Genomic DNA, 13,642 nt, shown 5'->3' on the forward strand with positions numbered 1-13,642 from the left:
ATGAAAAAGAGAACCCTTGCAGGCGGCGCGGTGGTCATCGCAGGCGCTATCGCCGCCGGTTTGCTGTGGCAGAACGGCGATACCTCTGCCGATGAGGTGGCGGATAACCAGACGCTGACCAGCCAGCCGCCCGCGGCAGCGGATGCCGCTGCGGTGGCGCGCGGCAAATATATCGCCATTGCAGGCGACTGCGTGGCGTGCCATACCGCGCCGGGCAGCAAAGAGGCCTTCGCGGGCGGCTACTCAATCAGCACGCCGTTCGGCGGCATTTTCGCCAGCAACATTACGCCGGATAAAGAGACGGGCATCGGCAACTGGACCGAACGCGACTTCTACCGGGCGGTGCGGCACGGTAAAGGCAAAGAGGGCGAGCATCTCTATCCGGCGATGCCCTACAACGCCTACGTGAAGGTCAGCGATCAGGATATGCATGACCTGTGGATGTATATGCGCTCGGTAAAACCGGTGCATTATCAGGTACCGGAAACCAACCTGGGCTTTCCCTATAACATCCGTCTGGCGATGATGGGCTGGAATCTGCTTTTCTTCCGCAACAGCGGCTTCGAAAGCGATCCAGGCAAGTCCGCCGAGTTTAACCGCGGCGCCTATCTGGTCGAGGGGCTGGAACACTGCGGCGCCTGCCATACGCCGAAGAACCTGCTCGGCGGCGATACCGGTGACTATTTACAGGGCAGCAACCTCAGTGAGTGGCATGCGCCGGACCTGACGTCGAATCGCGATGTTGGCATCGGACGCTGGAGCAACGCACAGATTGTCGACTATCTGAAGCTGGGCAGTAACCATGTCGCCGTGGCGTCCGGCCCGATGGCGGAAGCGGTCACCAACTCGACGCAGTATCTGAGCGACGCCGATCTGCGCGCCATCGCGACCTATTTGAAAGCGCAGCCCGCCTCTGCGACGCGGCTGCCGGCACCGCAGGCCCGCGACAGCGCACAGATGAAAATGGGTGAGAATGTCTATAGCGCCAACTGTAGCGCCTGCCACAACAGCGACGGCAAAGGGATCCCGAACCTGGCCGCCAGCCTGGCGAATAACCCAGGGCTACTGGCAGACGACGCCTCCTCCATCATCACCACGGTGCTGCAGGGTGGGCGCGGCGCGGTCACGCAGGGCAATCCGACCAGCGGCGCGATGCCGAGTTTCGCCTGGAAGCTGACGGACGAGCAGGTTGCGGCGGTATCGACCTATATCCGCAACAGCTGGGGCAACGCCGCAACGCCGGTGAAGGCCGACGAGGTTGCAGGCAAGCGCAAGCTCCTGAAGCTCCCCGAGCAGATGGCAGTGCACTAAATCAGCAAGGCGGCGAAACAGGCCGCCTTTTTTTACACCTCGTGCGCTTGCCGCGCTTAATTGCGCATTCGGCTATAAGCTGTTTAAGTCACTTAATCAGAGAGGAATGGATATGGCAGGCAAAGCATTAGTTATCGGCGCCTCGCGCGGTATCGGTCTGGCGGTGGTCAGAGCGCTGGCGGCCAGGGGCTGGCAGGTCACGGCCACCTTCCGCAGCAGCGCCCCGGAGGCGGACGCCCAGTGGCACGCGCTGGATATGACCCATCAGGAGGAGGTGCGCCAGCTGGCGGAGCGGCTAAAAGACGAAACCTTCGATGCGATCCTGATCAACGCCGGCATTTCCGGCCCGTCGCATCAGAATCTGCTGCAGAGCAGCGACGAAGAGCTGGCGCAGCTGTTTTTGACCAACGCCATCGCGCCGGTGCGCAGCGCGGAAGCGCTGCTGCCGCTGCTGGCGAAGCAGAACGGCGTCATCGGCTTCACCACCTCGATTCTCGGCAGCCTGAACGAAAACGACACGGCGGCGATGCCCATCTACTCCGCCAGCAAATCGGCGCTCAATATGCTAAGCCGCGCCCTCCTGCCGCAGATTCAGCAGCATAACGCGACGCTGCTGTCGCTGCATCCGGGCTGGGTGAAAACCGATATGGGCGGTGACTCCGCGCCGGTCACGGTCGAGCAGAGCGGCGAAGGGCTGGTGCAGCAGCTGGAGGCTTATCGCGGACGCGGTGGTCATCACTATGTGGACTACGCTGGACAGCTTTTGCAGTGGTAAATCAGGGCGCGTAAGCGCCTTTTTTGCATCTGCATCGGCGAAACACTACACTCGCGGCATAGTCTGACAAGGAGGTAATATGTCGCAATCCCTTCAACGTAAGCCGCTGCCGCTGCCTGGTGGCCACAACAAAGTCCTGTTGCACTCCTGCTGCGCGCCCTGTTCGGGCGAGGTCATGGAGGCGATGCTGGCATCCGGTATCGATTACACCATCTTCTTCTACAACCCCAATATCCATCCGCTGAAAGAGTACGAGCTGCGCAAAGAGGAGAATATCCGCTTCGCTGAGCAGTTCGGCGTGCCCTTTGTCGACGCGGATTACGATCGCGATAACTGGTTTGAGCGCGCAAAAGGCATGGAGTGGGAGCCGGAGCGCGGCGAACGCTGCACCATGTGTTTCGACATGCGTTTCGAACGCACCGCGCTCTATGCCCATGAACATGGCTTCCCGGTCATCACCAGTTCCCTTGGCATCTCGCGCTGGAAGAACATGCAGCAGATCAACGACTGCGGCGCGCGCGCCGCAAATCGCTATCCCGATATGATCTACTGGGATTTCAACTGGCGTAAGGGCGGCGGATCGGCGCGCATGATCGAAATCAGCAAGCGCGAGCGTTTTTATCAGCAGGAGTATTGCGGCTGTATCTATTCGCTACGCGACAGCAATCGTCACCGCGTCGCCAACGGGCGTGAACGCATTAAGATTGGCGTGCAATATTATACGCCGGACGACGAGTAGAGAAATAAAGGGCGCGGCAGCCACCCTTTATTTCGTGCGGTAATGGCAAAATTCAACGCAGGCCATTACGGGTCTCGCCGGTGTCGATATTGCGAACATCCAGACGCGAAGAGATAAAACGTTTGTGGGTGTTGACGGCGGGCTGCGCCTGTCGACAAAGCTCGCAGGGATTAATATGGCCTTCCAGCCGCGCCTGGATGTCAGGATCGAGCTGACGCTTACGACAGACGTAAGGCGTACAGCCCATTACCTGCTTAAAGGATCGCGTAAATGACTGCTGGCTTTCGAAATGATACTTCATCGCCAGCGTAATTATCGGGGTGTGGCTGCTTTTTAAGGCGTGTACGCAGTCAGCCAGCTTTCGCTTACGAATATAGCGCGCCAGCGTCTCATTGCGGCAGCGGGCAAAAAGCTTTTGTAAATACCATTTTGAATAGCCCGCTTTTTCCGCAATATCATCAATACTGAGCCGCTGATCGAGATGATTGTTAATCCACTCGGTAACGCTATCAATGACCTCTTCGTTATATTTTTTCTCTCGCATAATCCACCTCATCAAACACGTGCGCATAGTGTAGGGATTTTAATCTTTCGCTATGCCCCGCTTGGGTAAAGAAGTATCAGAAAATGCATGTTTATTTTTTTGCAAGAGGAGCGATATATGGGTTTTTTATCAAAAAGAGAGGTGTGTTGTTTTTAAGTTGTGAAAAATAAACAAAAGAAATAAATATACGTAACTTATTTTTGGCGAGCTGCCGGGAATATTTAGATTTTCTCAATAACGATTGCGACACTGGCTGGAGGCTGGCCTGTTTTATGCGTCTTGCCTGCGGGCAAAATGGTGCAGCGCCCACTACGCTTCTTTTACAAAAATCATTTATGACACCGCATAACAATACGAGCGTCTTTAACGCGTGTCACACTGCCGCTCTTTTGCTCATATGGAGATCATCGCATGTATCCGACCTCTGGCCTGAAAAAACCGCTTCTTGCCTTATTCGCCTCGATAACCCTGTTTAGCGCTGCGCCCGCTGTAGCCGCCCCGCTATACGGCGAGCAGCTGGAAGGCTTTCGCTATCCATTCCCGCTTGAGCGCTTCAACTTCTCTTCTCAGCAGCAGCCGCTCAGCATGGGCTATATGGACGTCAAACCGACAAGTCACGCTAACGGCCAGACCGTAGTGCTGCTGCACGGCAAAAATTTCTGCGGTGCAACATGGGAAGAGAGCATACGCGCCCTGAGCCAGGCAGGCTATCGCGTCATCGCGCCGGATCAGATCGGTTTTTGCAGCGCCAGTAAACCCGAAAACTATCAGTACAGCTTCCAGCAGCTGGCAGACAACACGCATCAGCTGCTGGCGCATCTCGGCATAAAGAAAGCGGTGATCGTCGGCCACTCTACCGGCGGCATGCTCGCCACGCGCTATGCGCTAATGTATCCCGCCGGGACGCAGCAGCTGGTGCTGGTGAATCCGATTGGGCTGGAGGACTGGAAAGCCAAAGGCGCGCCCTGGCGCAGCGTCGATCAGTGGTATCAGCGTGAGCTGAAGCTCGACGCGGCGGGCATTAAAAAGTATGAGCAGCAGACCTACTACAGCGGCCAGTGGAAGCCGGAGTATGACAAATGGGTCGATATGCTGGCGGGCCTGAACGCCGGTCCTGGACATAAGAAGGTGGCGTGGAACTCGGCGCTGATCTACGACATGATTTTTACCCAGCCGGTATTTTACGAATTTGGCGATCTGAAAGTGCCGACCACCCTGATGATTGGCACCGCCGATACCACCGCGATCGGCAGCGATATCGCCTCGCCAGAGGTGAAGGCAACGCTGGGGCACTATGAGGTGCTGGGCAAAGAAGCGGCGAAGCGCATTCCTGGCGCGCGCCTGATTGAGTTCCCAGGCATGGGGCATGCGCCGCAGATGGAGTCGCCGGCCAAATTTAATCAGACATTGATTGAGGCGTTAGCGCAGCGCTAACGCTGAGTGACCAAAAGCTCTCCTGCCGCCGTGGCGGCGGCAGGATGCTGTGGCGATCAGAGGATTTTCTGTTCTGCCAGGTCGAGGGCGAAGTAGCTGAAAATCAGGTCGGCACCGGCACGCTTGATTGCACCCAGGCTCTCCAGCACGACGTTGCGCTCGTCAATCGCGCCCGCCTGAGCGGCGAATTTGATCATGGCGTATTCGCCGCTGACCTGGTACGCCGCCAGCGGCAGCTCGGTGCGGTCGCGGATCTCGCGCAGCACGTCGAGGTAGGCACCAGCCGGTTTCACCATCAGCGAATCCGCGCCTTCGGCCGCGTCGATCAGCGACTCGCGAATCGCTTCGCGGCGGTTCATCGGATTCATTTGATAGGTTTTGCGGTCGCCTTTCAGGGCGGTGCCGGCTGCTTCGCGGAACGGGCCGTAGAAGGAGGAGGCGAACTTGGTGGAGTAGGACATGATGGCGGTCTGAGTAAAGCCCGCCGCGTCCAGCGCCTGGCGGATCGCCTTGACCTGACCATCCATCGCCGCCGACGGCGCGATAAAGTCAGCACCCGCCGCCGCCGCAACCACCGCCTGCTTGCCGAGATTGATCAGGGTCGCATCGTTATCGACGCCGCGATCGCACAGCACGCCGCAGTGGCCGTGGCTGGTATATTCGCAGAAGCAGGTATCGGACATAACGATCATTTCCGGCACCGTCTCTTTGCAGATGCGCGACATGCGCGCCACCAGGCCGTTTTCATTCCAGGCATCGCTGCCGGTGGCGTCGGTGTGGTGTGAGATGCCGAAGGTCATCACCGAGCGGATACCCGCTTTGGCGATGCGCTCGATTTCATAGGCGAGACGCTTTTCCGGAATGCGCATCACGCCCGGCATCGCTTCAATCGCTTTATAGTCGTCAACGCCTTCCTCAACGAAAATCGGCAGCGCCAGATCGTTCAGGCTGAGGGAGGTTTCCTGGAAGAGTTCACGCATCGCCGGGCTGGAGCGCAGCCTTCTTGGACGCTGGATCAGAGAAAAGTCAGACATATTCATTCTTACGCAGGTGAAAAAAGTAGCGTTAGTCTACTCCTTTTAACGCGCGAGTATGAAGATTGTGTGCGGCGTAAAAAAAAGCCCGCCGGGCGGCGGGCTTTAAACGGATTACTCGTTGATGTCGGGGTGCTGCTGCACCAGATTCTTACGCTTCGCCTCAAGACGAGCGATCTCCTCGTCGATATCTTCGATCTTCTGCTCGATGTTGTCGTGGTGCTCCTGCAGGATTTCACGCGCCTCGTCGAGGTCAGATGCCGCAGGCGTCGCGCCGCGCAGCGGTTTGTTCGCCGTCTCTTTCATATAGATGCCGGTAATCAAACCGATCACTGCCACCACCATCAGGTAATAGGCTGGCATATAGAGATTATTGGTGGTTTCCACCAGCCAGGCGGCGAGGGTCGGGGTCAGACCGGCTATCAGCACCGAGATGTTAAAGGCGCTTGCCAGCGCGCTGTAGCGAATATGCGTCGGGAACATGGCTGGCAGCGACGACGCCATCACGCCGGTAAAGGCATTCAGGATGACCGCCATCAGCAGCAGACCGGCAAAAATCAGTCCCAGCACGCCGCTGTTAATCAGCATAAAGGCCGGGATGGCGAAGATAAGCAGGGCGATGCTGCCGATAATAACAAACGGGCGACGGCCGAAACGGTCGCTGAGCATCCCCATTACCGGCTGCACAAACAGCATGCCGAGCATAATCGCGATAATGATCAGCACGCCGTGATCTTCCGAGTAGTGCAGGTTATGCGACAGATAGCTCGGCATGTAGGTCAGCAGCATGTAGTAGGTGACGTTGGTAGCGATCACCAGGCCGATACAGGCAAGCAGGCTTTTCCAGTGCTTAGTGGCGATCTCTTTAAATGACACTTTCGGGCCGTCGCGCAGACCTTCACGGTCGCCTTGCTCCAGCTTGTCAACGTGCTGCTGGAAGGCTGGCGTCTCTTCCAGCGCGTGGCGCAGATAAAGACCAATAATGCCGAGCGGCAGCGCGAGGAAGAACGGCAGGCGCCAGCCCCATTCCATAAACTTCGCTTCGCCGATAATCGCCGAGATCAGCACTACGATGCCTGCGCCGAGCACGAAGCCGGCGATAGAGCCGAAGTCGAGCCAGCTGCCCATAAAGCCGCGCTTGCGGTCGGGCGAATATTCGGCAACGAAGATTGAGGCGCCGGTATATTCGCCGCCCACCGAGAAGCCCTGCGCCATCTTGGCGAGCAGCAGCAGAATCGGCGCCCAGATGCCAATCGAGGCGTAGGAAGGGATGAGGCCGATACAGAAGGTACTGATCGACATAATCACAATGGTGATAGAGAGAATCTTCTGGCGACCGTATTTATCGCCCAGCATACCGAAAAAGAGGCCGCCCAGCGGACGAATCAGGAAGGGAACAGAGAAGGTACCGAGAGCGGCGATCATCTGTACGCCTGGCGAGGCATCCGGGAAAAAGACCTTACCCAGCGCATAGGCGACAAAGCCATATACGCCAAAATCGAACCATTCCATCGCGTTGCCCAGCGACGCAGCGGTAATGGCTTTGCGCAAACGGGTGTCATCGATAATCGTGACGTCATCCAGCCCAATAGGTTTGACACGCTTCCTACGTAGTTTCATAGAGTTACCCTGTAATAGCACATGAAAGTCCTCAAGGTCGCGAACCGGTGGAACGAGACAGTCCGCGGCATTGAGAAAATTTAAGCATAGCCGTTCGGCAGAATTTTCCACTGGCTACTATGCGCAATAATTAGTGTTGAAATTATTGCGACTAGTGGCAGAGTATACCGTTTTTCGATGATATTTGTCATGTTTGGTCTGGTAGCGGCCTTTTTTGCCGACGATAGTAGATTGAAATGCCACCTGAAAAGGCGGTAAAAAGCGGCTTCGCGCCGCTGTTTTTTGCAAAATTTGCGGCGTTTAGCGCAAAGAGAAGGAGATATGGCCGTCACGCTTCGGTTAAATCTTCGGCCTCTGCGCCAGAAGGTCGCGCTAAAGCAGCGATCGCAGCGGCTGATGCTGCAGCCAGGCGGCGATATCCTCGACCGCCTGGGTGAAATAGCGCCGGTAGTTGCTGTCGGCGACATAGCCGAGATGGGGCGTCGCCAGTACGTTCGGCAGCTGCCGCAGCGGATGATCGGCAGGTAGCGGTTCGACGTCGAACACGTCCAGCGCGGCGCCCGCCAGCTGGCCCGCGCGCAGGGCGGCGATCATCGCCTGCTGATCCACCAGACCCGCGCGCGCGGTGTTTACCAGCAGCGCGCCTGGCTTCATCTGCGCCAGCGCGGCGGCGTCGAGCAGATGACGCGTGCGCGCGCTTAACACCAGATGAAGCGACACAATGTCGCTCGCCGCCAGCAGCGCCGCAAGCGACGGCATCAGCGTTGCGCCGCACGCTGCCGCGCGCTCGGCGGTAAGGTTCTGGCTCCAGGCACACACCCGCATGCCGAACGCCTGCGCCACTTTCGCCATACCGCCGCCGATTTTGCCCAGGCCAATCAGCCCCAGGGTTTTGCCTTCCAGCCCCATGCCGAGATGTTGCTGCCAGGGGCCGCCGCTGCGCAGCGCCTGATTCTCGGGTACGATATGACGCGCCAGCGCCAGCAGCAAACCCCAGGTCAACTCCAGCGGCGGCGCGCTGCTGCTTTCTGTGCCGCATACCGCGATACCGCGCGCGCGGCAGGCCTCCAGATCGATAGCGGCATTGCGCATGCCGGAGGTCACAATAAGCTTTAGCCGCGGCAGGCGCGCCAGACGGGCGGCGGTGAGCGGCGTGCGCTCACGCATCGCCACGATAATATCGCTGTCGGCCAGCGCGGCGATCAGCGCGTCGTCGTCGGCGACAGGCTGTTGAAGCGATCGGGTTTGCACGGCGGGCTGCAGTGACGTCCAGTCGGCCAGCGACAGGGCGACGTTCTGGTAGTCGTCAAGAAGGGTGCAGTTGAGCATCGTCAACGTCCTCTGTGGGCATCGGCTGATGCGCATGCTCTGCGAGCCAGGCGATGAACGCGCGGTTATTCAGGGGTAAAGCATAATAGTAGCCCTGAATAAAGGTCACGCCGCGCTGGCGCAGGTAGAGGTACTGCATTCTGGTCTCCACCCCTTCGCCCAGCACCTCCAGCTTCAGCTTATGGCTGAGGGCGATAATGGCATCCAGCACCGGCGTTTCGCCCGACAGCGATTCAATAGCGTTGATAAAGCCGCGATCGATTTTCAGATAGTCCAGCGAGAAGGTTTGCAGATAGCTGAGCGAGCAGTGCCCGGTGCCGAAATCATCGATCGCCACCTTCATCCCGTCGGCGCGCAGACGATCGAGTTTTCTCGCCACATCTTCGCCGTCTTTAATCAGGCTGCGCTCGGTCAGTTCGAGGGTGATTTGCAGCGACGTCCGCTTAATTTTATCGGCGAAGTTAAGCATATCTTCCACAAAGGCGGGGTGTTGCAGATGCTCGGCCGCCACGTTGATGCCGATATGAAAGCCTGGCTCGACCTGCCACTGCTGAACATCTTCGGCGATCAGGTCGAGCAGATGACGCGTCAGCGGCACAATCATGCCTTCCGCTTCGGCGGCGGTGATAAAAATATCAGGCCGCACCGCGTCGCCGTTCGGCAGCGTCCAGCGCAGCAATGCTTCAGCACCGGAACAGCGCTCAGTGTCGTTTTTATAAACCGGCTGGTAGCAGACCGAAAAGCGGCGCGCATTAATGGCACGGCGGATCTCATCGCGCCAGGAGATACGACGCTGCAGCCAGTTGGCGGTCAGCACCATTAGCAGAATAGAAAGGATGGCCGTCATCGGCAGGAAAATAAAGGTCACCTGGCGCCAGGCGTGCATGATCTCTGCGCCGGGCGTCTCAACGGTTACGCTGATGGGATAGCGCATTGACTGCGCGTGATAAATCTGGGCGCTAAACAGGCTGGCGTGGGGCGGCGTCGACTGGCCGATGGTAATTGGCGCGCCATCGCTAAAGCGCATGCTTAACCGATAGCCGCGCGTTTTGCCGATAGCGCTCATAAAGTCCATCAGGTACTGGCCGTCAATAATTGCCCAGAAACCCTCGGAATCTGCCAGCTGCCGCACGAAAATCACCGCCGGACGCTGCGGGACGCCTGCCGTGCCGGTAAGAGAGAGGCTCCACCAGGCTTTGCCGGTCACCGGCGGCGCACGCAGCATCATGTCGCTTAACGAGCCGGGGTTCATGCCGTAGGCTGAGGAGCAGGTGATTTTCACCCCTTCCAGCTTGCCGATAGCCCGGAAATAGGCGTTGAGGTTGCCGGCGCGCTGCAGTTCATCTTCGAACTGGCTGCAGGGTTGATAATGAAAGCGGCGTAGCCAGGTGATCATATCCCAGGCGCTGTCGCTCATTTTTTCCGCCTGCGAGAGCAGGGTATTGGCGGCGTTAATCTGCTGCTGCTGGACGGTGTGCCGCGCGTCGATAGCCGTGAACAGGATGCCGAGCAGCAAGGGCAGCACCCCGGACAAAATAATTACTATTCTTGCGTAGTCGCGTTTTCGTTTTAACGGCTGCACCGCGAATTCCTCTGAATGTTAAGCGGCTGGTGAGGAGGTGCGAATGTAATCAACGCAGCATAACACGCCCTCAGGCCGTGCAGGGTAGCGTTTTGCTCAGGAGAGCAGGTGATACAGATCAAGTATCGACCGCACTTTGCATTTATTGACTTTGTTATGCCGCTTTTGGCATTTCCTAGGGGCAAAAACGCTGTGTAACAGTGACGCCATACTGAACCGCATAAAAGAGGCGTCTATGAGTACGGCAACTTTGGCATCTTCTTCTCTTCAACAGCGTATTTCTGACGCGGAATGGCAGGCGCGCGTCAGGCTGGCGCAGGCCTATCATCTGGCGGCGAAGCTGCGCTGGACCGACCATATCTACACCCACTTTTCGCTGCGCGTGCCGGGCGATCGGCCGCACTTCCTGATTAACGCCTACGGCCAGACGTTTGACGAGATCCAGCCGGAAACGCTGGTGAAGATCGACATCGACGGCAATATCATTGACGATCCTACCGGGCTCGGGATCAACCCAGCCGGCTTTGTGATCCACAGCGCCATTCATCGCGCCCGACCGGATGCGCATGCGGTGCTGCATACCCACACGGCGGCGGGCATCGGCGTGTCGGCGCAAAAGGGCGGCCTGCTGATGATTTCGCAGCACAGCACCCGTTTTCACAGGCGCGTCGGCTACCACGACTACGAGGGGATCGCGCTCGATCTCGACGAGCAGCAGCGCATCGTCAACGATCTCGGCAGCCTTAACGCGCTGATTCTGCGCAACCACGGTCTGCTGACCGCTGGCGGCAGCATCGAAGAAGCGTTCTATAACCTCTATTATCTCGAACGCGCCTGCCAGGCGCAGCTGGCCGCGCAGTCGGGCGGCGCGGAGCTGATTATTCTGCCGGACGCGGTGTCGGAAAAGGCGGCGCAGGCGTTTGACAGCAGCATCCGCAACAAAAAGTATCAGCTGCACTGGGATGCCTATATTCGTCAGCTTAGCCGCAACGCCCTGTAAGGAGCCGCCATGAACAGACTTAAAGCCTTTGCGGCGGCGCTGCTGCTGAGCGCCAGCGCCATGGCGCAGGCGGCGCCCGATCTCAGCGAGGTCACGCTGGTGCTGGGCGACCAGGCGCGTAATCTGCGTTCGCTGGTGGAGGCCTCTGGCGTGCTGAAGGATGCACCCTGGCGCTATCGCTGGGCTAACTTTCAGGGCGCAGCGCCGCTGTTCGAAGCGCAGCGCGCCGGCGCGGTTGATACCTCCTACGCAGGCGATCTGCCGGTGCTGATGGCGGCATCCGGCGGCGTGCCGCTGAAAATCATCGCCACCAACGTCGGCGACGCCGGGTCGAATGGACTGATCGTGCCCGCTGATTCGCCAGTGCGTAGCGTAAAGGATCTGGCAGGCAAGGAGGTCGTGGTCTCCTCGGCGCGCGGCAGCATCTCGCAGCATCTGCTCTATGCGGCGCTGGGCGAAGCAGAGGTGCCGCGCGACAGCGTGCCGATACGCTTTGTGCTGCCGACCGACGCCAGCGCCGCCTTTAATTCCGGGCAGATTGGCGCCTGGGCGACCTTCGATCCCTATCTCGGCATTGCTGAACAGCACGGCGCGCGGCTGCTGCGCGACGGCAAAGGGCTGACCACCGCGCTGTCGTTCGTGACCGCCACCCAGCAGTCGCTGGAGGATCCCGGCAAGCGTGCGGCGATCGCCGATTTCGCCCAGCGGCTGGCGAAAGCGCGTGCCTGGGCGCTGGCCCATAAAGAGGAGTACAACCAGGTATATGCGCAGCTGACGCGTCTGCCGCCGGCCGACGCGGAGAAGATCACCGCGCGTATTTCTCACGGCATTCGCGGCGTCACGCCTGAAGATATCGAAAAAGTGCAGAAGGTGTCGGATCTCTTCAGCGAGCTGAAAATTCTGCCGAATAAGGTGGATGTGGCGGCGATTACCGACCGGAGCCTGTTTCCGCAGTAACAGGGCAAAAGGCGGCGTGGTGTCGCCCATGCCCTGTGTTGCCGATATTAATCGTTGAACAGCGTCTGGCGCAGCGCCAGCTCGACGCCGCGCAGCTCCGCCAGTCCTTTCAGGCGACCTATCGCCGAATAGCCTGGATTGGTGCGCTTGTGCAGGTCGTCGAGCATCTGATGGCCATGATCGGGACGCATCGGGATCGCATGTTTCTCGCCCGCGCGGCGGCGGCGCTGCTCTTCCGCCAGAATTACCCTGATCACGCCCACCATATCGACATCACCCGCCAGATGGGCCGCCTCGTGGAAGCTGTTGGGGTTGGCTTCGCGCTGCGTGGCGCGCAGATGGATAAAGTTGATGCGGTCTGCGAACCGCGCCGCCATCTGCGTCAGGTTATTATCGGCACGCACGCCGTAAGAGCCGGTGCAGAAGCAGAAGCCGTTGTGCAGGCTGTCTACCGTCTCTTTCAGCCACTGCATATCCTCCTCCGTGGAGATAATACGCGGCAGGCCGAGAATCGGGCGTGGCGGATCGTCCGGGTGCACCGCCAGCTTAATACCGACCTCTTCGGCGACCGGCACGATGGCGCGCAGGAAGAGCGCCATATGTTCGCGCAGCGTCGCTTTATCAATGCCGTCGTACTGCGCCAGCTGCGCGCGGAACTGATCCAGCGTGTAACCCTCTTCCGCGCCTGGCAGGCCGGCGATAATATTGCGCGTCAGCAGCGCCTTATCCTCATCGCTCATGGCGGCGAAGCAGCGTGCGGCCGTCTCTTGCTCCGCCGCTGAATAATCCTGCTGTGCGCCGGGGCGCTGCAAAATATGCAGCTCGAAGGCGGCGAAGGCGTCAGCGTCGAAGCGCAGCGCTTTGGCGCCGTCCGGCAGCGTCCAGGCGAGATCGGTGCGCGTCCAGTCGAGCACCGGCATAAAGTTGTAGCACACCGTCTCGACGCCGCAGGCCGCCAGGTTGCGTATCGACTGCTGATAGTTGGCGATATAGCGCTGATAGTCGCCGCGCTGCGTCTTGATCGCCTCGTGCACCGGAATGCTTTCAACCACCGACCAGACCAGATTTTTTTCCGCCAGCAGCGCCTGACGCGCTTTAATCTCCTCCACCGGCCAGACATCGCCGTTGGGGATATGGTGCAACGCGGTCACAATGCCGGTCGCGCCCGCCTGCCGCGCGTCGTCTAACGAAACCGGATCGTTGGGGCCATACCAGCGCCATGTATGTTCCATTTTTACTCCTTAGCCGCAAATTTGGCCCAGTGGTCAGGCCGCTGGGCCAAGAGTATGCTAGCCTGACGCGAAAGGCCGTGATCGC

At 59.0% G+C, this 13,642-nt stretch carries 12 protein-coding genes; 6 read left to right on the forward strand and 6 right to left on the reverse strand.

What is annotated here, in order from left to right:
• The 3 genes from ACR6A7_RS10270 (at nt 1) to ACR6A7_RS10280 (ending at nt 2,825) form a co-directional block, all read left to right on the forward strand.
• A complete protein-coding gene (locus tag ACR6A7_RS10270; protein WP_434124769.1) occupies nt 1–1,311 on the forward strand; it encodes a c-type cytochrome in 1,311 nt (436 codons plus the stop codon).
• A gap of 106 nt (nt 1,312–1,417) precedes the next feature.
• Nucleotides 1,418–2,086: an SDR family oxidoreductase gene (locus ACR6A7_RS10275; protein WP_434124770.1), complete on the forward strand. Its 669-nt coding sequence runs from the start codon at nt 1,418–1,420 to the stop codon at nt 2,084–2,086.
• A 79-nt stretch (nt 2,087–2,165) separates the two neighbouring features.
• The gene (locus ACR6A7_RS10280) at nt 2,166–2,825 is read left to right on the forward strand and encodes an epoxyqueuosine reductase QueH (RefSeq protein WP_434124771.1); all 660 of its coding nucleotides are present in this window, start codon (nt 2,166–2,168) and stop codon (nt 2,823–2,825) included.
• A 52-nt stretch (nt 2,826–2,877) separates the two neighbouring features.
• Here ACR6A7_RS10280 and ACR6A7_RS10285 read toward each other — a convergent pair whose 3' ends face one another.
• Nucleotides 2,878–3,369, reverse strand: coding sequence for a helix-turn-helix domain-containing protein (locus ACR6A7_RS10285; protein WP_434124772.1), 492 nt, complete (start codon nt 3,367–3,369; stop codon nt 2,878–2,880).
• A gap of 411 nt (nt 3,370–3,780) precedes the next feature.
• Here ACR6A7_RS10285 and ACR6A7_RS10290 point away from each other — a divergent pair, with 411 nt between their 5' ends.
• The gene (locus ACR6A7_RS10290) at nt 3,781–4,803 is read left to right on the forward strand and encodes an alpha/beta fold hydrolase (protein WP_434124773.1); all 1,023 of its coding nucleotides are present in this window, start codon (nt 3,781–3,783) and stop codon (nt 4,801–4,803) included.
• Nucleotides 4,804–4,859: 56 nt separating this feature from the next.
• On the opposite strand, the gene hemB is transcribed toward ACR6A7_RS10290, so the two are convergent.
• The 4 genes from hemB to ACR6A7_RS10310 form a co-directional block, all read right to left on the reverse strand.
• Complete coding sequence (gene hemB, locus ACR6A7_RS10295) at nt 4,860–5,837, reverse strand: porphobilinogen synthase (protein ID WP_434124774.1); 978 nt, start codon at nt 5,835–5,837, stop codon at nt 4,860–4,862.
• 114 nt (nt 5,838–5,951) lie between these two features.
• Entirely contained in the window at nt 5,952–7,457 is a 1,506-nt protein-coding gene (proP, locus tag ACR6A7_RS10300; RefSeq protein ID WP_434124775.1) for a glycine betaine/L-proline transporter ProP, read from the reverse strand.
• 372 nt (nt 7,458–7,829) lie between these two features.
• Nucleotides 7,830–8,786 (reverse strand): D-2-hydroxyacid dehydrogenase family protein, encoded by a 957-nt coding sequence (locus ACR6A7_RS10305; RefSeq protein ID WP_434124776.1) that lies wholly within the window; start codon nt 8,784–8,786, stop codon nt 7,830–7,832.
• Nucleotides 8,764–10,368, reverse strand: coding sequence for an EAL domain-containing protein (locus ACR6A7_RS10310; protein ID WP_434124777.1), 1,605 nt, complete (start codon nt 10,366–10,368; stop codon nt 8,764–8,766). Before ACR6A7_RS10310 ends, ACR6A7_RS10305 begins: the two co-directional genes overlap by 23 nt.
• A gap of 235 nt (nt 10,369–10,603) precedes the next feature.
• Here ACR6A7_RS10310 and ACR6A7_RS10315 point away from each other — a divergent pair, with 235 nt between their 5' ends.
• Nucleotides 10,604–11,368 (forward strand): class II aldolase/adducin family protein, encoded by a 765-nt coding sequence (locus ACR6A7_RS10315; protein WP_434124778.1) that lies wholly within the window; start codon nt 10,604–10,606, stop codon nt 11,366–11,368.
• A gap of 9 nt (nt 11,369–11,377) precedes the next feature.
• Nucleotides 11,378–12,325 carry an ABC transporter substrate-binding protein gene (locus tag ACR6A7_RS10320; protein ID WP_434124779.1) on the forward strand — a complete coding sequence of 316 codons (948 nt, stop codon included), beginning with the start codon at nt 11,378–11,380 and terminating at the stop codon, nt 12,323–12,325.
• Nucleotides 12,326–12,372: 47 nt separating this feature from the next.
• Here ACR6A7_RS10320 and uxuA read toward each other — a convergent pair whose 3' ends face one another.
• Nucleotides 12,373–13,557 carry a mannonate dehydratase gene (uxuA, locus tag ACR6A7_RS10325; protein WP_434124780.1) on the reverse strand — a complete coding sequence of 395 codons (1,185 nt, stop codon included), beginning with the start codon at nt 13,555–13,557 and terminating at the stop codon, nt 12,373–12,375.
• Nucleotides 13,558–13,642: the final 85 nt, after the last annotated feature.

The organism is Pantoea phyllosphaerae, assembly GCF_051025595.1.
Lineage (GTDB): Bacteria > Pseudomonadota > Gammaproteobacteria > Enterobacterales > Enterobacteriaceae > Pantoea.